The 22,062-nt window shown below is 53.0% G+C and carries 23 protein-coding genes; 7 read left to right on the forward strand and 16 right to left on the reverse strand.

Going from position 1 to position 22,062, the window contains the following annotated elements:
- Window positions 1-38: 38 nt before the first annotated feature.
- The 3 genes from KJS40_RS07550 to KJS40_RS07560 form a co-directional block, all read right to left on the reverse strand.
- Window positions 39-575 (reverse strand): hypothetical protein, encoded by a 537-nt coding sequence (locus KJS40_RS07550; RefSeq protein WP_244859488.1) that lies wholly within the window; start codon window positions 573-575, stop codon window positions 39-41.
- Window positions 572-904 carry a hypothetical protein gene (locus KJS40_RS07555; RefSeq protein ID WP_213536959.1) on the reverse strand — a complete coding sequence of 111 codons (333 nt, stop codon included), beginning with the start codon at window positions 902-904 and terminating at the stop codon, window positions 572-574. Before KJS40_RS07555 ends, KJS40_RS07550 begins: the two co-directional genes overlap by 4 nt.
- 178 nt (window positions 905-1,082) lie before the next feature.
- Window positions 1,083-1,469, reverse strand: coding sequence for a hypothetical protein (locus KJS40_RS07560; RefSeq protein WP_213536960.1), 387 nt, complete (start codon window positions 1,467-1,469; stop codon window positions 1,083-1,085).
- 556 nt (window positions 1,470-2,025) lie between these two features.
- Here KJS40_RS07560 and KJS40_RS07565 point away from each other — a divergent pair.
- From KJS40_RS07565 to KJS40_RS07575, 3 genes are all read left to right on the forward strand, one after another.
- Entirely contained in the window at window positions 2,026-2,601 is a 576-nt protein-coding gene (locus tag KJS40_RS07565) for a hypothetical protein (RefSeq protein ID WP_213536961.1), read from the forward strand.
- 11 nt (window positions 2,602-2,612) lie between these two features.
- Window positions 2,613-3,017 carry a hypothetical protein gene (locus KJS40_RS07570; protein ID WP_213536962.1) on the forward strand — a complete coding sequence of 135 codons (405 nt, stop codon included), beginning with the start codon at window positions 2,613-2,615 and terminating at the stop codon, window positions 3,015-3,017.
- 193 nt (window positions 3,018-3,210) lie between these two features.
- Window positions 3,211-4,794, forward strand: coding sequence for an FAD-binding protein (locus tag KJS40_RS07575; RefSeq protein WP_213536963.1), 1,584 nt, complete (start codon window positions 3,211-3,213; stop codon window positions 4,792-4,794).
- A gap of 57 nt (window positions 4,795-4,851) precedes the next feature.
- Here the strand turns inward: KJS40_RS07575 and KJS40_RS07580 are convergent, their stop codons facing one another.
- Genes KJS40_RS07580 through KJS40_RS07590 form a run of 3 tightly spaced genes read right to left on the reverse strand, consistent with a single transcriptional unit; the run spans window position 4,852 to window position 6,522 of the window.
- Window positions 4,852-5,466, reverse strand: a complete 615-nt coding sequence (locus KJS40_RS07580) for a hypothetical protein (protein WP_025039881.1) — start codon at window positions 5,464-5,466, stop codon at window positions 4,852-4,854.
- Between the two features lie 44 nt (window positions 5,467-5,510).
- Window positions 5,511-5,912: a hemerythrin domain-containing protein gene (locus KJS40_RS07585; protein WP_213536964.1), complete on the reverse strand. Its 402-nt coding sequence runs from the start codon at window positions 5,910-5,912 to the stop codon at window positions 5,511-5,513.
- Between the two features lie 43 nt (window positions 5,913-5,955).
- Window positions 5,956-6,522, reverse strand: a complete 567-nt coding sequence (locus KJS40_RS07590) for an NAD(P)H-dependent oxidoreductase (RefSeq protein ID WP_025039883.1) — start codon at window positions 6,520-6,522, stop codon at window positions 5,956-5,958.
- 357 nt (window positions 6,523-6,879) lie between these two features.
- Between KJS40_RS07590 and KJS40_RS07595 the strand changes: the two genes are divergently transcribed.
- Entirely contained in the window at window positions 6,880-7,476 is a 597-nt protein-coding gene (locus tag KJS40_RS07595; RefSeq protein ID WP_213536965.1) for a PEP-CTERM sorting domain-containing protein, read from the forward strand.
- A gap of 126 nt (window positions 7,477-7,602) precedes the next feature.
- On the opposite strand, the gene KJS40_RS07600 is transcribed toward KJS40_RS07595, so the two are convergent.
- The 8 genes from KJS40_RS07600 to KJS40_RS07635 all read right to left on the reverse strand — a co-directional run bounded on the left by KJS40_RS07600 (window position 7,603) and on the right by KJS40_RS07635 (window position 17,903).
- Window positions 7,603-8,733 (reverse strand): NAD(P)-dependent alcohol dehydrogenase, encoded by a 1,131-nt coding sequence (locus KJS40_RS07600; RefSeq protein WP_213539771.1) that lies wholly within the window; start codon window positions 8,731-8,733, stop codon window positions 7,603-7,605.
- Between the two features lie 121 nt (window positions 8,734-8,854).
- A complete protein-coding gene (locus tag KJS40_RS07605; RefSeq protein WP_213536966.1) occupies window positions 8,855-10,399 on the reverse strand; it encodes an FAD-binding oxidoreductase in 1,545 nt (514 codons plus the stop codon).
- A gap of 23 nt (window positions 10,400-10,422) precedes the next feature.
- Entirely contained in the window at window positions 10,423-11,400 is a 978-nt protein-coding gene (locus tag KJS40_RS07610) for a hypothetical protein (protein ID WP_213536967.1), read from the reverse strand.
- Window positions 11,401-11,440: 40 nt separating this feature from the next.
- On the reverse strand, window positions 11,441-11,773 hold the full coding sequence (locus tag KJS40_RS07615; protein WP_213536968.1) for a cytochrome c: 333 nt from the start codon (window positions 11,771-11,773) through the stop codon (window positions 11,441-11,443).
- A 473-nt stretch (window positions 11,774-12,246) separates the two neighbouring features.
- Window positions 12,247-15,570 carry an autotransporter domain-containing protein gene (locus tag KJS40_RS07620; RefSeq protein WP_213536969.1) on the reverse strand — a complete coding sequence of 1,108 codons (3,324 nt, stop codon included), beginning with the start codon at window positions 15,568-15,570 and terminating at the stop codon, window positions 12,247-12,249.
- Between the two features lie 429 nt (window positions 15,571-15,999).
- Entirely contained in the window at window positions 16,000-16,626 is a 627-nt protein-coding gene (locus KJS40_RS07625) for a DVUA0089 family protein (protein ID WP_213536970.1), read from the reverse strand.
- Between the two features lie 645 nt (window positions 16,627-17,271).
- Window positions 17,272-17,538, reverse strand: a complete 267-nt coding sequence (locus KJS40_RS07630) for a DUF2252 family protein (RefSeq protein WP_053111327.1) — start codon at window positions 17,536-17,538, stop codon at window positions 17,272-17,274.
- Window positions 17,539-17,588: 50 nt separating this feature from the next.
- Complete coding sequence (locus KJS40_RS07635) at window positions 17,589-17,903, reverse strand: hypothetical protein (RefSeq protein ID WP_213536971.1); 315 nt, start codon at window positions 17,901-17,903, stop codon at window positions 17,589-17,591.
- A 216-nt stretch (window positions 17,904-18,119) separates the two neighbouring features.
- Between KJS40_RS07635 and KJS40_RS07640 the strand changes: the two genes are divergently transcribed.
- Window positions 18,120-18,647, forward strand: a complete 528-nt coding sequence (locus KJS40_RS07640; protein ID WP_213536972.1) for a DUF4142 domain-containing protein — start codon at window positions 18,120-18,122, stop codon at window positions 18,645-18,647.
- Between the two features lie 310 nt (window positions 18,648-18,957).
- Here the strand turns inward: KJS40_RS07640 and KJS40_RS07645 are convergent, their stop codons facing one another.
- A complete protein-coding gene (locus KJS40_RS07645) occupies window positions 18,958-19,329 on the reverse strand; it encodes a hypothetical protein (protein WP_213536973.1) in 372 nt (123 codons plus the stop codon).
- 512 nt (window positions 19,330-19,841) lie between these two features.
- On the opposite strand from KJS40_RS07645, the gene KJS40_RS07650 reads away from it, so the two are divergent.
- Complete coding sequence (locus KJS40_RS07650; protein WP_213536974.1) at window positions 19,842-20,444, forward strand: hemerythrin domain-containing protein; 603 nt, start codon at window positions 19,842-19,844, stop codon at window positions 20,442-20,444.
- A 347-nt stretch (window positions 20,445-20,791) separates the two neighbouring features.
- Here the strand turns inward: KJS40_RS07650 and KJS40_RS07655 are convergent, their stop codons facing one another.
- Entirely contained in the window at window positions 20,792-21,070 is a 279-nt protein-coding gene (locus tag KJS40_RS07655; RefSeq protein WP_213536975.1) for a KGG domain-containing protein, read from the reverse strand.
- A gap of 404 nt (window positions 21,071-21,474) precedes the next feature.
- Between KJS40_RS07655 and KJS40_RS15280 the strand changes: the two genes are divergently transcribed.
- Entirely contained in the window at window positions 21,475-21,570 is a 96-nt protein-coding gene (locus KJS40_RS15280; RefSeq protein ID WP_244859775.1) for a hypothetical protein, read from the forward strand.
- Window positions 21,571-22,062: the final 492 nt, after the last annotated feature.

Genomic DNA, 22,062 nt, shown 5'->3' on the forward strand with positions numbered 1-22,062 from the left:
GATGTCCTTGATGGCCTGTATTTCAGTCCCATATATTTTTATATGACCTGTTTGCCGGCATCGGTTGTAGAGACAAAAGCCACCTCGACGCTTTGCATCGCCTGTCTTTTTGTATCCCCCGCCTCGTGCGTTACCGGTGGTTTGTCGCCATATTTTCTTGGCGCCAGTCTTGCGGCATACCATTTGCGCGCGTCGATGCGCAATTGGGCGCGTGCGATGACCTCTCGATCTATCACTTGCTTGCCCTTCTCATCGATATAAGTATCCTTTGATCCGTCGTCGGAAATTTCGATGATTTCTTCAGCATAAGCATCCACACAAAGTTCTTTCGCGCGCAGATATTGCCGCATGAGATCTTCATCGCACGCCAACCAGTTCCATAAGACGCGTTGACTGATACCGACTTCCACACACATTGCCCGGGCCGATTTGCCAAGCGAAATACCGGCAAAAATCGCGTCCAGCAATTCAGGTGTTTTTATTGTCGAGGCCCCTTTTTTTCTTCCGGGTACTGTCGCGCCTGCTTGATTCTTCGCCGCTTTCATTGAAAGCACTTCACGTTCAAATTCACTCATGATCCGGCTTTTTCAGCGCTCATCGCACCCTCTTTTTTCGTCTCTTTGTTGCAGCCTTTCATGGCTGCGAGTAATTTGACCTCACATGCCCATCTCTCCTCGATTTCAGCACGCAGCGCCCTGTTGATGGTGACTGCATCGTCTTTTACCGAGGTACGATCAATCGCATAGGCTGACTTGCATTCAGATGGGGTTTCCACCAGGCACGGCACAGCAATTTGTTTTTCGATTACCTGCGTCTGAATTACCGGCTTGCCAGCGCAACCAGCCAGCAGCGTGAAAAATACCGATACCAATGCAAGGCGGGCATAACGCGTCGTAAATTCCATATGGGCATACCTGAACGAATAAGGTTAAAAACCATCTGGTTTTGATGGCGTGAGGAGGCGAATAATTAATCCATGCAACGTCGACAGACAACATGACGTCAATCCCGATTGACATCAGGCAAGGCGCGAGGAGGCGCATAGTCGACCTATGCAACGGTGAGCAACGCAGCTTGCCAATCTAGTTATTTTGGCGGCGGCTTTTTACGTACTCTATTTGCTCGCGAGTTAACACCTCACATTGATATTCCAATGCTACCGGCGGAAGAGCCGTTATCTTTTTTGCACGGTTTGTGTGTTTCGCTGCAACCGACGCTGCACGTCGCATTGCAACCGCCGCGTTTTTATCTCGCATGGCTGAGGCTGCCGCCAGCGCATCCATTGCGCTACGCACGGATTGAATATCTGTAGCGCATTTTTCGTTTGCTGCCGACAGCACGGCATTACTGGAGTTGAGCCGCTGTATCTCCGATGCAGACCGCCAGTTGCTGACTGCGAATCCGCCACTAAAGGCAAGAGCGACAAAAATTGCGAGGACGATTGCTATAATCGCTGGACTACTGATCATTTACGTTCGCCTATAAAAGCTGTTGAGAGCGGGCAATAAAAAACCCGCACGAGGCGGGTTTGCTGGAGAATACTGCGTAAGCGCAGGCCCTGTTTCATAGGGCGTTGGCGTCCATTAGCAATGGCACGTTACGCCGTACAAGAATTTCTTCAATATTATTGACCTTGTGAGCAGGCAAAAAAAAGCCGCTTAAAAGCGGTCGATAAAAAACCCGCGCTAGGCGGGTGGATGTGAGCCTCGCTGTAGCGAGGCTTTTACTTTTAGTGATCGTGCACGGAAATCCACAATATGGAAGCGAATTATACAGCGTTACTAGCCGTTGTCAAGAGGTTTCTATATTAAGAGGTAGAGAATGGAAAACCGCTATATTACGGTACTCGGTTTGCCATAAGAAGCGCCTGTGGAACTGTTTTCAACCGGAGTAAAATCGACTCAGCTACAATGAAAATTGATTTTTGGCGCGCGGCTGCTATAAATAAAAGCTGCCGGGACGGTCCGGTTTATAATGATTCAACCGGGTTCCGGCTTCGATACCCCATACTTTCTTGAGATATCCGTGATCAAACTTCCTGTAGTGCTCTTCATATTCGGTCTGGCATATTCCGGCCAGGCGCCAGCACAGGAATGGGAGGCTGCAACCCCGAACGCTGCAGCCAGCGCCCCTGCGGAGATGGCGCAGGAGAGCCCCTTTATTTATCCCCTGGTGATGAATAACCCCCTTGTGCCTCTGGGGGCGTCGCATAAACAGGATCAGCGCCTTGATCGATCTTCACTTGGCGGGCCGGTCGTGGTGTTGCCCATGCCACCGATGGGCGGTAGTTCGGGCTACAACAACATGCATGGGTTCCAGTATCCCGGCAGCTATATGCCGCGGGACACGCCTCTTCACAAATTTAATGGTTATGTCGCTTGCGCTCCGCCTGATTTGGCTGGGGAAACCGCGGCAGTAGGAACCACGACGGGCGCACCAGCACGGCGCTTGGTCAAGATCACGTCAACACGATCCCTGGCGGCACCCGCCTATCAGCAGCCTTGTCCGGTCTATACGGTAAACGGCGAGATACCAAAACAACAAGGTTATACCACCACAACCAGGCCTTCGGGTCGGAATGCGCCGCAAACTATGCGATAAGGAGAGCGGTGATGCGAACCGCAAGCATGAGAAAATCCAACACATGGAAGGAATTTCGCGCCTGGTGCACCGCTGCCTGCATGAGTCTTCTTTTCCTGTCCGGTTGCGCCAGTTTTCAGGTCAGCGTGCCGGATTCCGACCCTATAAAGCCTGAAGGCCAGACTGCGGCTTACCAAAAAAAGACCATGCACGCGTATTTTTGGGGATTGATGCTCGACCCGCAGGTTTTTGCCGCCGAATGCCACGGCCAAGGTATCAACGATGTTGTAATCTACCGTACCCTGGCGCATGATCTTGCCGGTGTTGTCACTCTGGGTCTCTGGATGCCGACGGAGGTGCGATTTCGCTGCAAAGCGCCGCCCACAAGGCCGGGCACGCTTCCTGTACCCCGAAAAAAAATACGTAATGTTTCTTGATAAGTATCAGCAGCCTGTCGGACGTGAAGAATCGCAGCGAAAAAGTAACCGGATGAGGACAGACTTTGAGGATTTTGAGGCCAATAGTCATTCTATTGACCGAAAAAGCGGCGAAATATGAACCAGCCAGATGCTTTTGCAGCCGATTTCCTTTAAGTCCGACAGGCTGCCAGACCAATAAGGAAGCAAGAACATGCCCAACGGACAACACGAAAACAGCTCGAATGGACGAATCTTCTTCCGGCCCACCATCCTGGAAACCGGACGGCATGACTCTTTCAGGCAGACGCTCGAGGGAGAATATGTCTTCCGCATCGATCGGGGCGACAAACCGCCCTTCGATACTTACAACGAAGCGACAAAGGAATTGCAGGGCATCATCCAGGCTTGCATTCGGGATGGCAAATCTCTGCGCGCGCACGGCAGCCTGTGGTCGCTGAGCACCGTCGCCGTGACGAATGGCCGCCTGATCGACAACACAGCGTTGCGGCTGGCGTTCGAGGTCCCGCATGCGCTGACCGATTCGGGGTATGCGGGCGATGCCGCGAAACTGCGCTTCGTCGAATGCGGCAACTCGGTTGCCGCGCTGAACGAATATCTCTTTGCCAGCGGCTTGTCGATCAAAGGTTGCGGCTCAAACAACGGCCAGACCGTCGCCGGCGCGGTCTCGACGGGAACCCATGGTGGCGCCTACAACTTTGGCGCGATGCAGGAGATGGTCGTCGGGTTGCACCTTATCACCGGACCGAACAAGCATGTCTATCTGGAGCGGAAGTCATATCCTGTGATGCAACCTGACTTTGCGCAGAGCATAGGCGCCAATTTCATACAGGACGATACGCTTTTCAATGCTGCGCTGGTGAGCCTGGGCTCTTTCGGCATTATTCACGGCATCATGATCGAGACGCGTGCGCTTTTCATTCTGAATGCCGTCCGGTTCCGGCATCCGTACGACGCCACGCTCAAAGCCGCGATCGCCGCCTGCGACCCGACTCTGATTCCCCTGCCGGCGGTAGCCAACGCCGTGCCCAGAGACAAACCCTACCATTTTGAAATATTCTTCAACCCCAACGAGGGCACGCCCCCTGCCGAAGCCATCGTTCTCGTAATGTACGAATCGGCCTATGATCCGGATCATTACACGCCGCCGGAATGGAATGCCGGCGAGCCCGGCCTGGGCGCCTCCGGCCTTGACATTATGGGCGCGCTGGTCGGGAAAATTCCCAGCCCGCTGAATAAACTGGCCCTGCCATTGCTCAACAGCCAGGTAGAGGCGGAGTTCTCGCCTTATTTCAAAAAGGCGATCATTCGCGATCTCTTCCGAGGCGAGAAGACTTTGGGCAAGACCCTCGGCTGCGGTGTCGGCATGCCTGTCTCCCGTGCGATCGAGGCAATGGAAATCGCTTTCAGGATATACAAAGAAGCAAACGTCGTCCTGCCGCTGATACTCTCGCACCGTTTTGTCAAAGGCACACGGGCCCTGCTCGGATTCACCCGCTTCGACACCACGGCAGTCCTGGAGATGGATGCGGTGAGCACCCCGGAAACCCGTGCATTCTACAATAAGGTCTGGGAAGCCCTTGATGCAGCAGGTATTCCCTTCACCCTGCACTGGGGGAAATATAATACATTCCTTACGCCTGATCGCGTGCGTAATCGCTATGGGGACACCGCCGTCGACCATTGGCTCGCCAGCCGCGAGACGTTGCTCGAAAGCGCAGCGGTGCGGAAGATATTCAACAATGACTTCACTGTCAACGCAGGGCTGACGAACTGAAACCGGATGTCCCGCCGGAAACCGCGGGCATCTTCGAAAATACAGATTTTTACCTTGCTATTGCACAGGGGTGATGCGTATCACTCTTGGATCGTCGGCAAACTCAAGCAGCAACCGCCGCACACGATCTTGCCAGGCATTGGCAAAGGCGGCCCGCTGCGCATCGTCTGCGTTGCCATACAGAATGGCAGCCATGCGCGCGCCCTGGGCAGGATCGCCCGGCACAGGAGAAACGTCCAGACTTACCGTAACGGCAGCTCCGGTGTCAAGCCGTTTGAAGTTGATGGCTTCACCCTCTCTACGTTCAGCAAAGCTGAGTAATCCCTTGCGTCTGAAGCGCCCCTGGATACCGTGAAAACCATTGTCCGAGGCGGCCCCGGTAAGCAAAGTCAGCACTTGTGCGGTCACGCCGGTGGTGCCTTCGCTTTCTGGCGCCGGCATATGTATGGCAATGGCGCCGCGCTCGGCAGGCTCATCCGGAAAGAGCGTAGCCAGCGCCGCTCGTCCCATCAGAAACGCGCCCGCGACCGTAGGGCAGGAATGCCCAGCCAGACGCACCGCGTCGGCGTAATGATATTCAAGCATACCGTCTTGCGCCGCACCCAACATCTCGGCGAATGGATCGCGGGTACGAACAACCGGAGCCTGTTCATAAAAATCAGGATAACTCATGCGAATCTCCTCCTTATGGGGTGAGTTGAATAGACCGGGGCCACCTAAGCATCAGCATTGGCAATGCAAGGGTGCGACTGCAATTGGGGGAAAAACACGCGCTCCTCGAAGCGCACGTGGGTTACGATAAGGTCGGCAAACCTACGCAACCGCATGGCTGGCTCAAGTGGGCAAGGTCCGTTGGCAAGCGCCCTCAGTTCGGCGTGCTCGGCAAGAATACGTGCAACCGCTTGCGCCTCAAGCGTATCCTCCGCAATTCGAATCAATCGCTCCTCCTCATCAAAGTGCGCAGCCATCACAGTCTTCCAGTGAGCTTCAATACGGGCAATTGCCCCGACCAGTGCAACTGCGTCTTTCTCATTCGCTGCTCGCCGCACATCACGCGCAACTACCAGCGATGTATGATGCTCGCGTGATAACACGAGCAAAGCACCAATTCGTGGCATTTAGCTAATGAAGTTGATCATAATATCCTTTCGAGGAAAAAGTTCATTGCCTCATCGTTTTCAGCGCCTCCGCCCACTTATGCAGTTCATTCAGCAATGATACGCCCGAAGTTTTATGACTATCGCTCGGCAGAAAATTATCGTTGTCATCAAAATGACCGGAAGCATTCTGAACAACGACGGCTTCCAGTATCGGCATCATTTTTAATGTGGTGAAGGTAAGTTTTTCCATCTGCACCGCCCGCATGCCACCTGAGATTCCACCATAGCTGACAGTCGCCGCAGGCTTGTAATTCCACTCCTTGTACACATAATCCAGTGCATTCAAAAGAGAGGGTGGCGGCCCAAAATTATATTCCGGCGTCACAAAAACGTAGGCATCGGCTGCATTCACACTCGCAGCCCATTTTTTTGTATGTTCGTGCTGGTAGTTCTGGCGGATGGGATGCTCGGGCTCATCATAAACCGGCAAATTGAATTCGGCGAGATCGACCAGCACTGCTTCGAACTTTCCGTGCTGCACGGCGAGCTCATGAAACCACTTGGCGATGGACGGCCCGATACGGCCCGGCCGGGTACTGCAGATAATGGTGTGAAGTTTTAGTTTCATGGGTATCCCGAGAAATGTCTACATAAACCCGCGCGAACATCCTTCTGCTTCGTACTGATTTTATCAGCTCAGTTGTATCATAAAAACATAAACTTGACGCTATTGCTGGCAAAGCGGAATACGCGCCAGCATACGATATCTTCAAATGCCCCGGTACGCCTAATTTTGCCAATTTACTCGAAAAAAAATTACCTAATGCGCGGATTCAGCTATAGAATTCCAATCACCAGCATCTTCTCCCGCTGGCGAAGTTTACGCCGCCCTTGCAACTGATATAGCCTGCCAACTCGAGCATCAAGCAGAATCGTTTTATCTCGCAAACTCTGATGGTCAATAATACTAACCGGAGCGATATAGATGAAGAAACTTGTTCTTACAGCAGCGCTGCTGCTGAGCATGCCTACTTATGCGGGAATAAATGGTACGGAGGTCAGTCTTCAAACGCTTGCCCAGGCCACGTCGTCAAGCACTCCCGTCGTCACGTCCTTCGCAAACGCCAGAGTGATCGGTTCGGATGTCGAATACCCTGATGTAGCCGATCTCTTCAACCCGGCTACAGAGGTTCAATCCGGGTTTGCACATAATCTCGTTGACGTGGCGATCGATATCGCCAGTGATCACATCACGATGGATTTTCATAACTCGGCCCCTTTCACGAGATTTGCATCGGCTTTTGAAAACACCTATGTATTCCGCTTCGATAGCGCTGCTGCCGGAGACATCATCGGTGCGAAGATCGATAACAGCATGACAACTCTCGGTTTGCAACCATCGGACGTTCGGTTCGTTGGAAATGAGCTGTTTATCAATGTCGAGGGTCTTGCATTCAACCCGTCCACCGTCGCTCGAGTGAATCTTCTTGCGCTTCCGGTTCCTGAGCCTGCCACTTACGCGATGATGCTTGCAGGGTTTATGTTGGTTGGTTGGGCATCAGCAAGAAGCCGAAGAATTTGAGTTTGACAAGCGCCCAAACCCCAGTTGAATCGGGGTTTGGGCGGAAGGCTGAACGGCTGCTGCCGTTTCATTTCCGCGGCCGCGAACCGTTGATCTCATACCAACAGCGCCCGTTGACGCGACAGTTCAGGATTCCAGACGGATGATGGGTTTGATGGTTATGCCCTTCTCGCTGTCTTCGGCTGCCTGGTTGATCTGGTCCAGCGTGTAGAATTTCACCAGTTTGTCGAAGGGGAAGCGCCCCTGCATGTATAGCTCGACAAGCGCGGGAATAAAAAGATCGGGGATGCTGTCGCCCTCAATAATTCCGATGATGCGCTTACCGGTTGTCATCACGCCATTCACATCGAAACTGGCTTCGGTGCCCAGCGCTGGTGCTCCCACAATGCCACAGGTGCCTCGCGTAGCCAGCGCATCAATGGCTTGGCGCAGCACTGCCGGTCGACCGCTCGACTCCAGCGTAAAATCCGCCCCACCCCCGGTAATTTCGCGTACGGCCTCGACAGGATCTGTTTCGCGGCTATTTACGGCATGGGTCGCTCCGAGTTCCATGGCCAGCGCCAGGCGCGATGGCACCACGTCAACGGCGATAATGGTGGTGGCTCCCGCCACGCGCGCCGCCATGATGGCACTCAGCCCTACCGCGCCACCGCCAAAAGCCGCGAAACTGCTGCCGGGGTTCAATTTCAGTGAGTTCATCACCGCTCCCGCGCCGGTTTGAATGCCGCAACCGAGCGGGCCGAGCAATTCCAGCGGCGCATTACTTGGCACCTTGATCACGTTACGCTCATGCGTAAGGGAAAAAGTGCCAAATGACGATTGTCCGAAAAAATGGTCGTGAATGGGCGCACCCCGCTCATGCGTGCCATGAGCATGCGCTTCATAGGTGGAGGTAGTGCCGTCTTCCCGCGCACCGCCAAAGTTCAGCGGGTAAAAGTTTTGGCAATAGGTCAGGTCGCCACGTAGGCAGGGCTTGCAATGGCCGCACCACATATAGGTCAGTACGACATGATCGCCCGGCGCCACCTTCTTGACACTGGTACCGATTTTCTCCACTACGCCTGCGCCTTCATGCCCGAGCACAACAGGCATGGGCACGTCATACAACTGGTCGCGCGCCACCATATCGGTGTGGCACATCCCGGTTGCTACTATTCTGACAAGTACCTCGTCGGGACGAGGCTCATCCAGCATCAGGGTTTCCACCTTGAAGGGGCCGCCCTTCCGTCGAATTGTCGCCGCCTTGATCTCTCTCATCCGTAGCGCTTCCTTATCCGTATTACATGACTGCCTGAAGTGTGAGGGCATTGATCAGGTTCCGCGCTCGCAGTTAAATGAAGAGCTGCCTGATTCTCAAAGGCCCATGGCACTCATGCATTTACCGGATGCCGGATTTCCCCGGCGCAAGGATGCCATTAGGATCCAGGGCTTTTTTGAGAATCTTGTTGACATTGCGCTGCACCGGACCATAAGTATCAGCCACCTTGTCCATAAACGCGGTGTTAACGCGATAAATTCCATATCCCTGCGCTGAAAACGTCGTCACCAGCTCATCAAAGCACTGATATGCCGCCTTCACCTGTTCCGGATTTGTCTTATCGTACAAGACATCGACGACATGATGCATGTCTCGCATACCGACAATGAATTCCCCAGAATAGTCCAATCCGTGCTTGCCAAGAATCTGCTTGGTCAAAGCCATCTGTTTGAGCGTTTCGCTTCCCCGAGCCTGGGAGACCGGCGCAAACCACATGGAGCCACCACCCCCGCGCCAGTTGTACAAGGAAAATTCCTGGAGTGTCATTTCTCCCCGCATGAGCTTGGCCCGATACACAAATGCAGGGTCGGCTGCAGCTTCCTCCTCCGTCAGGATTTTTGCCTTGCCGGATTTGCCAAATGCCTGCGTCACGATCTTCCAGTTCACCTCAATCTGTTCCGGCGTGCCGTAGAGGGCGGCATAAACGTTCCATATCCCCAGATTGTGATCCTTGGTGATCTGGCGCACCGCCTCATCCGGAATCGAACCCAGTCCTTTTACATAGTCGCTTCGACGGGCCTTCACCGGCGCTTCATACAATGCGTGGGCAATGACCACGGCGTTGGGTATCACACCATTGATGCGCAGCGGGCGGATCGTTTCTACGATCTCCACGATATCGTCCTCATTCTGGTACTGAATGACAAACGGCTTGAAAGCCGGAGGCGCGGGCATCAACCAGAAGCCGAGCTTGGTGACAATGCCGTAATTGGACTGGGTAAAGATACCGTCCAGGTAGGGGCCATAACCCCACTTGAATACCTGCCAGGTATTGGAATTCGGCATGGAGCCCATCCCCGTGCGCAGTACCTCGCCATTGGCAAGAACCACCTCCATCCCGCATGCATACATGAAATGCTCGCCATAGGGCGTATACCCGACGCCACGGTCCAGCGTATTACCGACCGGTCCCGCAATCGCGGAAGGAGCCGGAAAGGACAACCACAAACCCAGCTTGCGTTCGGCAATGTAGTCATAGAGCTGCTTGTAAGTCACACCTGGCTCGACCAGAGCATAAGCCAGATCCTTATCGACTTCGAGAATACGGTTCATGCCCTTGAGATCGAGCACGACCTGGCCACGCTCGGCCGGCGCGGCAGAGCCATAGCCCAGATTCTTTCCGGTTGAGATAGTCCATACGGGCACTTTATACCTGTTGCAGATGCCTACAATCTTCTGAATCTGCTCCACCGTCGTGGCCAGCAGCGCCGCTGAAGGCGCATGCTCTGCATCCGGCACCGGCATCATGGTCTTGATGTAGGGCGCGAGTTGCGCCGCGCTGGTGAGTACGGAAGCCTCGCCCAGAACAGCGCGAAACTCATTTATGGCGGCATCAAAAGTATTTTCAGATACACCGTTGGGTAGTGCAATATATTTGCTGGCCATAGCCTGTTCTCCTCGGTGCTACGCTAAATATCGATTACGAATGACGTAAACTTCGCCACATCAATCCGTTCGCCTCGGTTTCCCGCAGCTGACCGATGCACGAACGCGCGACTGGAGCAGGATTCCTGAAGCGCACCCATACCCAGCGCCGCAGCCATTACCGCATACCCTACCGATTCCACCCAGCCTGCGGAGCGCGGGTGCCCGGACCCCATGACGGTTCCACGCAGAGGAGCCTGCTGCGAAACAGGCGCCCATCTTCCTGCGCTACCCCAGCCAAGCGATTCGCAGCCATTGGAGGGCGAGAGGCCGGAGCAATGAAGATGAATCGCATCCGGTCCATCAAGCCGATAGCTCAGGAAACCGGGGGCAAATCCGTCTGTCGTTGCGCTATCGGTCTGCACCTGCGCGGCAGAATGCTCTGCGGAGAAAAAATTCTCTGTTATGGAAAAACTGCCCTGATACCCAATGAGCTGGGAAGCAAGAATGCCTCCCGCGCTGTGCGCAGGCGAGGCCGCCGCCCATACATGGCGAAGCCTGGGAATATCAGGGAAAATGCCTTGCATCGAAAGGTCATGGCCGGAGGAAACGTGCGAGCCCAGCAAGAGCAACCTGGCGCCGGCATTCCGCACCAGTTCCGTGAAGACCGCTGCGCTGCCGTCATCCATCACGGCAACCCAACGTGTTCCGGGGGACTTTTCCAGCAACCGTGCCGCTATCTCATAATCGCTGAGTAGTCCGCCTTTTAGCTTTACCACTTGCGGTGAGCCGTTACCTTGTCCCGCACCCGCCGCCATCACTCCACCACCCTTAGCAGAGTATTGAGCGGCCGAGCGGAAACCAGCGGCAAACGCGGCATCCACGGGTGTGTTTCCCAGCAGTAGGCCGAATCTTTCCACTCTTCTCGTGGGGGTTGCAAACGCGCCTGCAGGAATGCCCAACGCCAGCAGTGTTCCGCCCGTCAGCGCACCTTTCATAAGATTACGTCTGTTAACGTCCATTGTTAAGCCTCCCTGCGCTTATCGGTGACCGCCGGTCGATTCAGTTTTTCGAGATATATTCAGCCAGTTTTGCCAGCGACTCGTCGTCGATCTCGGCAGCCCGAAAAGCAGGCATCGCCCGGATTCCACTTCTCACCACTGTACGGATATACGCTGCGGGAAGCTCGCGACCGCGAATCTGCGGCCCCACAGGACCCCCTTCATGACAATAAGCGCAAATCTTGGTATAGACTTCGGCGCCATCTTTCCACGCAAACCCTGACGCGGGAACTTTCTCAGGCGCTGCCCACGCGGCATTGGCGGTAAATCCAGCAGTGACTATCATTGCGAGCATAAAACCGACAGCTGAGCCTTCCAGTCTTATTTTCCTCATACCGCGCCTCTCATAGATCGTATTGCTTGTTGAGAACAGAATTCATGCGCTGCACGCTTCACCTGCGGATAGCGAGAGTTTTTTTACCTTATCATATAAGAGCATACAAGAGAAAAAAAAGTAAAATGCTCTTAACTCTTAAGTTCATATCATGTCTCGAAGGTCGTAGCCCGCAGTTTTATAATGTCGACGATGCAAGGGCACAGTCGAATGTCTCCCTTGAGAAATTGGGAGATTTCTCATACTCACGCATAGCCAGTTTGTTGGTCTGTTCGTTTCCGCACGTGCAATAAACACGCGTGATGTCGAGTACCGCTTCGCTGGCTTTGCGACAGGACTATTTTTTATGGTTATCCTTTTCCTCCTTCACTATGAATCAAGAAAGCCATCAACTGCAACACTGATCCTTCCGTTTCCACTCAGTCCACTCAGCACGAGCAGGGCCTGGCGCAGCCCAACCCGGCAATACCCGATCAGAATTTCCAGCTGAGATTCGCACGGACGCCGTTATCCACGATATTGTGCAATACCTGCCCGTTGTAATAAATGCCGAAAGTGGCTGCTTTGATAATATTTACATCCATGCCCGCGACCATGACCACAGCATCGCCCGCGATCGGTACGCCTGCAGTGGTAAAGGAAGATCCGCCGGGAAGGGCAAAACTCGAGATCGGCGTCATTTCGCCAAAGGCATGGCGCCAGCCGAGCGAGCCGCGCAATGTGGTGGTCATCCTGTCGGAACTCGAGAATACCTTAGCGGCGTTGAGACCGACAGTCGTATAAGCAGTGCCTTGGTTATCCTTCTTGCTGCGCAGGGCTGCGGGCCCGCCGCGTTCCTGAAAACTATTCGCATCAAGGTTGACATAGGCAATTCTGCCGAATGGCTCAAGCGATATAATGGTAAACGGCAGACTGTAACCTATTTCGCCAAATACTTGGGCGGAATGTGCAGTGTAGCTTGTCTTGGTATGATCGGAGAAGCCGGCAAAGGCGATGTTTCGATTGGATTCAAGGTCATGCCATGCATATGCCGAGCCAAGGCGTAACCCAAGGGGACCCCACTGTGTACCGCCATACACCGAGATATGATAATTATCGCTAGAGCTCGCCAATAGCTGGTTGACGTTATATGAAGCATTGCTGTAGCCGCCGGCGATGCCAATGAGAAATTTATCCGCAATCAGCATATCGCCCCCAATGAAGACTCCGCCGATATTGCGGCCGATACGGCTGGCATTGCCGTCCCCATTGCGATGACCGAAAGAGCCGAAGGCACGGCTCCAAAAGGCACGCCCCGTGGTCGGATCTCGCTGTAGCGTCTGACCCGGCATTTCCTGGGCCAACGCGGCGTCCGTGCTGAGAGCCTGTCTCACCCGATCGGAAACGGCTTCACGCACGAAGCGGCTGTCCTCGATTATTGCAGCTTTTTCACTCGCGTGACCTTCGCCGGAGAGATTGTTGAATGCCCGTCGCACGCTCTCCTGATCGGGTAAGCCAACAATGGCGCTATAGATCGGATTGCCGGGTCCCAGGCTTTCCGCGCCATTCCCGGCGGCACACTGATTGCGAGTGCCGGCCATAGCGCAAAACCGGAGCACATCAAGATAAACATGAGTTGGATCATAGACCAGGCCGAGATTAATGAGCGGTAAATTCTGAGCGAGCCTATCGAACCGGCCCGTCAAGCCACCGTCGGCTGTCAGAATAGTATAGCGGTTGCCAGGTGCATAGTAGCCGGTCGCGTGGATAACGGAAACCGTGCCCCCTTTAATATCCGCCAACCCCTTGACGATAATCTGGTCGCTGCGGCCGCCCGGCTCAACCTCCACCTCATAAGTGGAACCGGGAAGCTGAGTGTAGTTGCCGTCAACAGTCAGCGTGCCGATCGAGTTTCCTGGCGCGATTGTACCGGCTGTAATGGTTGTTCCAGTCGTGCCTGTGCTTTGCAGACGGCCACCCGCCAGCACATCCAGCATTCCGCCCAGCGTCCCGCTTATCGCGAGTGTGCCGTCATTGACGAACATATGTCCACCAAAACCGCTTGAGTCACCGGTCAATGCCAGCACACCGGCTCCCTCTTTATTCAGCGACCCCGTACCGGAGATTATGCCGCCATAGCTGATGTTGTCGGAACGATTGAAGGTCAGCACCGCGTTATTCATCACATCGCCCGAGATACTGCCGGTTGTGCCGCCGTTGCCGATCTGCAAGGTACCGGCGGTAATTGTCGTACCCCCCGCATAGGTATTGGCACCGGTCAGGATGAGCGCGCCTGATCCGGTCTTGTTCAGGCTGCCGCCGCCGCTGATTACCCCGCTGACAACCAGATTCGCATCGGTCTGGAAGGTATCATTGGCTGTGTTGAGCGTTATACTGCGCCCCGTCGAGAAAGCCGCAGTGTTTACCAGCGTGGCCCCATTGAAGGTAAGCGTACCCGATGCAGCACCGAGATTTTCGTCCGAGCTCACCAATAGCGTGCTGGAGGTCAAAACCGTGCCGCCCGTGTAGGTGTTTGCAGCCGTCAATTCCAATAGGGACGCGCCGTTTCCGGCAATATTGAGTCCGCCGGCTCCAGACAAGACACCATTGATCCGAGCATGGCCACTGCTGGTGCCACCCTCGACCTGAATCGTGCGGAGCGCGCTGCCGAGATCTATTCCATTCTGGAAATCAAGCATGGCATTGCCGGAAGTACCCAGGATGAGCCGGTTGCCGGTAGGCACAAAACCGCCGCTCCCCCACGTCAGCGGGGTACCGGCGCCACCAATATTAACAACCCGATTCGATCCGGAGGATTGGAAACCACCATCTCCGACCCATCGTACCTGCCCGGCATCCGTGCCAAGATTCCGTGTAAAATCGCCCGACGCACCGGTAAGTTCAATTGAGCCACCCGTGCCAATCACGCCGTTGAATACCAGGTTGCTGCCGGACGAGAGCGCATTCGCACTACCCAGTTGCAGAATGCCCTGGGTTACCGTGGTCGCACCCGTATAAGTATTGTTCCCCGACAACGTCATGCGACCCATGCCGTCCCTTGTCAGAGAAAGCACATGGGCGCCGGTATTAGCCAGGTTGCCCGATAATGTGCCGTTTGTTCCATTCAATTTCATGATGGTCGATAAGGTCAGCGTCGGAGAGCCGTTCCATGTGGCGTCCTCTCCGCCTTGCACACTTACCGTGCCACCCATCAGCGTAAAATCGTGCGTGAAGTTAGTATTGAAAAAGAAGGTTGAATTCTTGTTCAACACTAGGTCGGAAGCTGCGGTCGAGGCACCGAGAGCATTAGCATTGTCCACGCGTAGCGTGCCGGCGGTGATCATTGTCACGCCGCTAAAGCCCAGATTATCCGCGGTCAGGATCAACGTACCCGTGCCACTCTTCCTAAAGCCGCTGCTTCCGCCAAGATTTGAGTTGATCGTCGCCACTGGCCCGCTGACAATAATGCTGGGGCCATCGCCGCCTAGGATCAGCATGCTGCCATTGATGACATAGTCGCTCGCATCATAGGTAATATTGTGCACGTTTACGGAGGTAGTCAACGTAACTGTGCCCGGCGTTCCGCCGAAGATCGCATTGTCGAAGGCCGGATTCTGCCATGGCTGAGAGTCAGTGCCGTTGAACCAATTTGAAGAGCTCGTGTCCCAGTTCCCGGAACCGCCTGTGCCTGTGGCCGTGTCATTGGTGTCCCAGGTAAGATTCTGCTCGCCATAAGCCGTTTGCATTAAAGCCGGTATTGCCAGTAGTGTCGCGGCCAATCGTATATGTAGAGAAAGGGGAATCGTTTTTTTCGTCATCGTTCCAGTGCTATATGAAATGGTTCTAATTTCCGGAGAATCGGATCGACATGATGGGAGCAAACGCGGGCATTATTCCGCGTGCACTAGGACTTGCTGCCAGGAGCGGGATTCGCTGCTCAAGTCCCTCAACCTGTCAACTGTCCCATCATGTGAAGCTGGAGTTATGCTGAAGTATGCAATCGCTGACTGGCGCCTGAGAGGGTGCCGTATTTTTGCGAAGACAAAAACTTCGGGGGGAAATAAAGCGAATATCTGCATACCCTTCGCTTTTGAATAACAGGCCTGTAGCGGCGAGAAATTTAACCGTAAAAGCGCGCCCTGACTACCTGTAAGATATTACAGGGTGTGATCAAAGCGCCTTTCTACCCTTCACCAGGAAAAATTCGCATCCGCCAAAGTTCATGCTGGTGATCAAAAACATGACCCTTATAAGGCATGCTTCCGGCGACGATTGAGTAAGACGCCCAAAACTCCGATGGCAACCAGTGCAAGCGTTGCAGGTTCAGGAACGTTAGCTACGTCCTCTCCTACAATCAGGAGCGGCGCTGGCATAAGCTGTGATATGCTTTTCTGGATTTGATAAGAACCCTCTATACCCTCCTCCACGTAGTACCTCATATTTCCCCCGTAGTTGTTGTCATAATACGTTATCCCCAGGAAATAGTTACCAGGGTCGAGTTCTAGTGAAAGTTGAGAGAACAGCGGTTGGTCGAAGTCGTCGTTGAATGCAAGCAACTTACCTGCTTCATTAAAAAGCGACAGCATGGTATCGAAATCGGAACCGAAGGTATCCGCAAAAAAGAACCCGCCTCCCCATTCAAAACCATAGACATCTGCACCATCGTCATCGTGAATCGCACCGAATATGGTTGTCGTATCCCAGGAAATGTATGCGGCTGTACCGGGTGTCGTCCCTGCATCGTCTACTTCGTGGTAAACGCTGGCGTAGACGGGATGCGCCGCCATTAACACGCCCGCCAACACAAGTGTCTTGCAAAACTTCCCGCATACTGATATCAATCTCATCATGTCCTCATTAAAATAATATGTCATATGGATGGAAATACTTTATTCCATTGGCTTCCTCGACCACGCACCTGCATCCATCGGTTCTCTATTCCGTAAACGCGGAAACCTCGTCTATTAGGCGTATTCATCGTTTCGCCATTCAAAACCACGCAGAATTTCACTGACTGATCATTTGGTTCGAACGATAGGGATGCATCATACTTATTCCAAGGCAAAGTCCAATTGGACTAAAGTACACCTATCGATAGTCGAGATGGCGTGAAAGTTACCAGGAGACCAAGCGATCCCGACTGCAGAAGACGCTCCTGTCGATGCCATACAGCAGCATGGGAGCACCGATGAGATCGATCCCGGACGGGTTCGAGCGACATCAGGATGTTGTGTTCTTCCTTCAGCCCTTCAACCTGAATCTGACAATCGGGGGGGTGGAGTGAGCGGTTTTTAGAGTGCGGAGCAAGGCGCAACGATGCGGAATGCAACCGCGCAGAGCAGTGCCGATGGGCCGAGCGAAATCACGAGGGTGCTTTTGTGCCTTTAGGCAATTTTATGCCTTTAGGCAAACATCCAGCATTCAAGGTGAAGGCGTTACCACCAGCGCTGTGGTCTTTCGACCTTGGCTGAGCAATTGCCGCCCCTTTCCGACCATTCACGCAAGAAAAATCCCATAACTCAGCCGTGGTTGATCAATAGGTAACCGATTTTGCCTTCGATATTTCCGATCGGACCCAGATTGCCTACATGACAATCGCCCACTATCCAGACAGGCGGGCCCTGGGGCAGCGCGCGCCCTTCGGCACCACTCAACCATTCATAAAAATGAGCCGTATTGCCCCTGACAAAAGCCTGCACGGAACGAGCCATTTTATGCCTGCGATAAGCCGTGAGGGTCGCTTCTCTGGCATGGAGAGGGGGAGGCTTGCTTGGTGCCCGTTTCATTTGAACCGCCAGAATTCAGGGGCTATGACTATCTTCCAAGAAGACCTTGGCTAATACCGGTCGAGAGGAGCAGGTCCGGAATCCGGGTGTTCGTTTCTGGTATCGTGATGCGGTTCAGATCCGGTGATGGATTTCGCTTCCTCGTGCGTCTCTTGTTTTTTGTTGGTGCGATTCTCTATCTTCTCTTCGACTCTATTCCCATGGGTTTCTTCGGTGACGGGAATACCTTCATCCGATTCATCAGGCAGTTGATCCACGGGCTCATCTGCCTTTGATTCATCATCTTTATTTTTTTCGGATTTTTCCATGAATGTCTCCTGCATTAAAATTAATTTCGCCAAAGCTGCGACATCCATGATTTTCATGAAGCGCGAGGGCAAGTTCCGTGCGATAGCGCACAGCCCCGGCTATTCTGCATTACCGCCGCAATAAAAGCACAAGAAACCATGTAGATACAGTGGGATTCCTATGTTTGCTATCGAACAGAGTTTTGCGCGGCGCATCCCTCATTATTGTCGAGCCAGCTTTTTATTGACGTGGCAGTCATTCCGTATAAATCGAACATTAAGGAGAAGAAACCGATGAAAAATTTACTCATGTTGACAATTGCTTTGATGCTTCCCGCGTTTGCAGTCCACGCGGAAACAAACAAGAAGGGTGACCTGAATGATGCTGAAATTGCCCATATCGTAGTTACCGCCAATCAGGTTGATATCAATGCCGGTAATCTTGCCAAGAAAAAAGCATCTGACGGAGACGTCCATGCGTACGCCCATCGTATGGTCGGCGAGCACACCGACGTCAATAAGGAAGCGAAGGAATTGGCTGCCAAGCTCAATGTGACGCCCCAGGATAACCCGATCAGCAAGAGCTTGAACGAAGATGGCAAGAAGAATCTTGAAAAGTTAGAGCGCCTGAGCGGCAAGGATTTCGACAAAGCCTACATTGACGGCGAAATCGACCTCCACAAAAAAGTAATCGATGTGGCTGACAATAAGCTGGTGCCCAACGTCAAGAACGAGGAGTTGAAGGCCTTGCTGGTAAAGGTACGCCCCGCGTTTGTCTCCCACCTCGAGCATGCCCAGAAAATCCAGGCGAAATTGAAATAAAAGTATTGAAGCTGAAGATGGAAGGAGGCCAAGTTGCATCGTTTTGCCTGGTCTCCCCCGCGTGCAACAACCTTGGAAGTTGTGTCGGTATCGATTGATGGGCCCATCGGACCTTTCAATCAAGCAAAAATCAAAGACTGCATCCTCGGACCAAATCTAGCAAGCTCATGCAGAAGCCGTCGGTGCTATATCCTGATTCACCTATTGCCAGGGCAGGTCAGGCTGTAGCCGGCGCCTCCAGCTAAACTGGAGACACCGGGAACCAGCGAAAGGTCCATATCTGTCCCAATCACTCTTCCATTATAAGAAATTAGTAGCCCCCTCCTGATCCATCCGATTGCCCGGAAGAACCCGCTCCCTGGCCCGATGAGCCGGACGAACCTGCTCCCTGTCCCATGGATGACCCCCCGGAGGAAGATCCCTCTCGACCCGATCCGCCTTGGCCCGAGTTAGAGCTGCGAGGTCTCTCGCTGCCTTGGCCTGAAGCAGCGCCTTGCCCTCCGGACTGCCCTGCCGAGGAACCTTTCTTGTCCACCGGCCCGCCATGCCCGGACATATCGCCATACTGTCCTGTCTGGTCTCCCGCGCCTGCGGCATGAGCCGCGCCAGTAGCACCAAAGATGACAATACCCGCAAAAACTACAGATCGGGCCATTTTTTTCAGCATAAGAATATTTTCCATAATAACCATCTCCTTTGCCAGCGGAATTGCTGAATTGAAATACTACTCAGAATGCCTTGGTGTTCCGTACGTTGACGCACAAACCAAATGCGCAGCTGTGGCAGAAACTGGAGCACGTCTGTCGGACTCATCAGAAATTTCAATTCTCCATCTAGGGTATTCGCATCTTGTTATTCCGCAATCGGATGAAATTGCGAGCAAGCCGCGTGAGCCAAAGAATGGCTTTATCCTAACCAGCAAAATCGAGCTGGCTCTGTTCGCCACATAACTTTGCTCTCTTCCTGCCATAAGGTGGAGCCTGTCGCTTATCAGCCCAACCAATCATGGCGGCCTATTCAACGAACCAGCAGCACGAGCAGGCTGCAGGCATTATCGAAAATGTGGGCTAACGAACAGAACGATCGAAAGCCCCGCGTTATCTTCCTGCCAACAAGCAATACTGATTTGTTTGAATTTGAGTAGACGATTTGCTTCCGACCACCAATTATATATTTGTCATATTGGAGATAACCATGCCCACCACGCACAGTACCGCTACAAGAAAAAGCCCGACACAACGCCCCACCATGCTCGGACCCAAGCACGACGCCATTAGGTTGCTGACCGACGATCATGCCAAAGTAAAAAAAATGTTCAAGGAATTCAAGAAACTGTGCAAGAAGAATGAGAAGGAAGGAAAGGAAGAGTTGGTGGAACAAATCTGCAAGGAACTTACGGTACATGCTCAGTTGGAGGAGGAAATATTCTATCCCGCTGCCCGCCAGGCGATCGACGACGACGACCTGATGAACGAGGCAATGGTTGAGCACGCATCAGCCAAGGATTTGATCGGCCAAATTCAATCGATGGAAGCTTCCAACCCCATGTACGAGGCAACGGTCAGTGTCCTCCGCGAATATGTCAACCATCATGTGAAGGAAGAAGAAAATGAAATGTTTCCCGAGGCAAAGAAGTCGAAAATGGACCTCGAAGAAATCGGCTCGGAAATAGCCGAACGGAAAGAGGTTTTGATGGAAGCATGGCGCAAACAGATGCTTAAGGCGCCTGCGAAGCGCACCTCGCTGCCGAACTCGGGGGCAAGCAAGGAACCGATCATCCGCAAAAGTAGAAAATGACACATCGGCGTTTGCCCGGTGCCTCAAGCATAGGCGGAAATGGCATTGCGGCAGGAACGGTACCGGGACCGAGCTTTATGCACGTAAATGCAAATCCTCCGACTGCGATTTCCTTGCTTTTAGCACCTCGCGGAGTAAATTAAAAAAGGTGAGCTGAAGCTCACCTTTTTTCCTCCGGTTCTATCTACCTGGCAGCCTGTCGGACTTAAAGGAAATCGGCTGCAAAAGCGTCTGGCTGGTTCATATTTCGCCACTTTTTCGGCCAATAGAATAACTATTGGCCTTCAAAATCTCCCCTTGCCCAGTCACTTTTTCGCTTCGATTCTCCAAGCTCGACAGGCTGCTGGTCATTTATGACTTTGGCTGCCAGCCTTGGCGTGCTGCATGGAGGATCCGCCACGGCCGGAAGATGAAGAGCGGCTGCCGGAGCCGCTTTTTCCGCCATGCGAGGCTTCGCCCCCTTTTCGACCGGCTTCGCGCGCTTCTGCGGAATCAAACTCATGGGCGGTTCCCTTTTCGTGAGCCGCTTTACCGCCTTTACTCGCGATTTCGCGCTGCTTATTTTCGTCCATCGAGGCAAAACCGCGCTTGCTATCACCACCACTACTACTTTTTGATGTAGGCATTTTTATCTCCTGATATCCAAAAAATAAAGAATTCCCGTTGATACCACTCCGGCACCCAATTCTGACGCGTGAAGCGACGGCAGTGCTCTTGGGAAACTTATCTCCACTATTAAAATTAAAAACTGAGACGTGATGTCATCTTAGTGAGCGTAACTACTCTTTTATGTACGGCGGCGAACATAAAGCCTAAAAAATTAATTCATTTGTATTTATTACGCCTGAATGAAAACAGGAACGAACGATCTTCTTGTCATGAGGACACATGACCACGGATAGATTCTGATTCTCCAGGTTCATGTAACATGGCTTGCGGTTGGTGCGGCGGGATAACTTCCTGTTGACTACACCCCGCCTGGCCTGAAATCAGGGTTCACGCCTTACGCGCGACCGCGGCCATCAATGCGCTGGATTATCAGGCGGACATTGCCAAGGTGCAGAAATGGCTGGGGTATGCGAATATTGCGACAACGCGGATTATGATCACCGCAAGACACGGCTGAAGGTAGTCCGACGTTTAAGGTGAGTTAATAACTTATGCTACGGTAAATTCTTTCAAACGCGCCATCATTGATGCGTTCATGATTCTATAGCCTTGGTTCCAAGATTCCGCAGACAATAAAAAACCCGCCGAAGCGGGTTGATCAGGGAAAGCCAGTACCGCCACCTTCCTTTTGCCAGCCAGGACACGGCAGTAGGAACCGTGTACGCTGGTCATTCCAATCTTCAGGAAACCAGCCCCATCAATCCGGTTAACATCAAGATCAGGACCAGTTCAAAAATGTTATCATTTTCGGTGCTTTCATCCTTACTGTTTTCCGGTTTCATGTTTTCAGTTTTCATTTTACCGCTCCTCGTTTGATTAATTACGAAGCTTGCACCATTGCACTACTTGTGAATAATATGTGAATAATGTGTGAAGAATATGTGAAGACCTTATTTTTGTCAAGGAGATAAAGACCTTCTAATGGTCAACTGGATTAGCTCACGGAGTG

The organism is Nitrosospira sp. NRS527 (genome assembly GCF_018406445.1).
In the GTDB taxonomy this organism is placed as follows: Bacteria; Pseudomonadota; Gammaproteobacteria; order Burkholderiales; family Nitrosomonadaceae; genus Nitrosospira; species Nitrosospira briensis.

What these genes read in the sequence shown, in the direction of transcription:
- KJS40_RS07550 (WP_244859488.1), bottom strand. Translation starts at nt 575, where the DNA reads ATGAGTGAATTTGAACGTGAAGTGCTTTCAATGAAAGCGGCGAAGAAT.
- KJS40_RS07555 (WP_213536959.1), bottom strand. Translation starts at nt 904, where the DNA reads ATGGAATTTACGACGCGTTATGCCCGCCTTGCATTGGTATCGGTATTT.
- KJS40_RS07560 (WP_213536960.1), bottom strand. Translation starts at nt 1,469, where the DNA reads ATGATCAGTAGTCCAGCGATTATAGCAATCGTCCTCGCAATTTTTGTC.
- KJS40_RS07570 (WP_213536962.1), top strand. Translation starts at nt 2,613, where the DNA reads ATGCGAACCGCAAGCATGAGAAAATCCAACACATGGAAGGAATTTCGC.
- KJS40_RS07575 (WP_213536963.1), top strand. Translation starts at nt 3,211, where the DNA reads ATGCCCAACGGACAACACGAAAACAGCTCGAATGGACGAATCTTCTTC.
- KJS40_RS07580 (WP_025039881.1), bottom strand. Translation starts at nt 5,466, where the DNA reads ATGAGTTATCCTGATTTTTATGAACAGGCTCCGGTTGTTCGTACCCGC.
- KJS40_RS07585 (WP_213536964.1), bottom strand. Translation starts at nt 5,912, where the DNA reads ATGCCACGAATTGGTGCTTTGCTCGTGTTATCACGCGAGCATCATACA.
- KJS40_RS07590 (WP_025039883.1), bottom strand. Translation starts at nt 6,522, where the DNA reads ATGAAACTAAAACTTCACACCATTATCTGCAGTACCCGGCCGGGCCGT.
- KJS40_RS07595 (WP_213536965.1), top strand. Translation starts at nt 6,880, where the DNA reads ATGAAGAAACTTGTTCTTACAGCAGCGCTGCTGCTGAGCATGCCTACT.
- KJS40_RS07600 (WP_213539771.1), bottom strand. Translation starts at nt 8,733, where the DNA reads ATGAGAGAGATCAAGGCGGCGACAATTCGACGGAAGGGCGGCCCCTTC.
- KJS40_RS07605 (WP_213536966.1), bottom strand. Translation starts at nt 10,399, where the DNA reads ATGGCCAGCAAATATATTGCACTACCCAACGGTGTATCTGAAAATACT.
- KJS40_RS07610 (WP_213536967.1), bottom strand. Translation starts at nt 11,400, where the DNA reads ATGGACGTTAACAGACGTAATCTTATGAAAGGTGCGCTGACGGGCGGA.
- KJS40_RS07615 (WP_213536968.1), bottom strand. Translation starts at nt 11,773, where the DNA reads ATGAGGAAAATAAGACTGGAAGGCTCAGCTGTCGGTTTTATGCTCGCA.
- KJS40_RS07620 (WP_213536969.1), bottom strand. Translation starts at nt 15,570, where the DNA reads ATGACGAAAAAAACGATTCCCCTTTCTCTACATATACGATTGGCCGCG.
- KJS40_RS07625 (WP_213536970.1), bottom strand. Translation starts at nt 16,626, where the DNA reads ATGACATATTATTTTAATGAGGACATGATGAGATTGATATCAGTATGC.
- KJS40_RS07630 (WP_053111327.1), bottom strand. Translation starts at nt 17,538, where the DNA reads ATGAAACGGGCACCAAGCAAGCCTCCCCCTCTCCATGCCAGAGAAGCG.
- KJS40_RS07635 (WP_213536971.1), bottom strand. Translation starts at nt 17,903, where the DNA reads ATGAAAATCATGGATGTCGCAGCTTTGGCGAAATTAATTTTAATGCAG.
- KJS40_RS07640 (WP_213536972.1), top strand. Translation starts at nt 18,120, where the DNA reads ATGAAAAATTTACTCATGTTGACAATTGCTTTGATGCTTCCCGCGTTT.
- KJS40_RS07645 (WP_213536973.1), bottom strand. Translation starts at nt 19,329, where the DNA reads ATGGAAAATATTCTTATGCTGAAAAAAATGGCCCGATCTGTAGTTTTT.
- KJS40_RS07650 (WP_213536974.1), top strand. Translation starts at nt 19,842, where the DNA reads ATGCCCACCACGCACAGTACCGCTACAAGAAAAAGCCCGACACAACGC.
- KJS40_RS07655 (WP_213536975.1), bottom strand. Translation starts at nt 21,070, where the DNA reads ATGCCTACATCAAAAAGTAGTAGTGGTGGTGATAGCAAGCGCGGTTTT.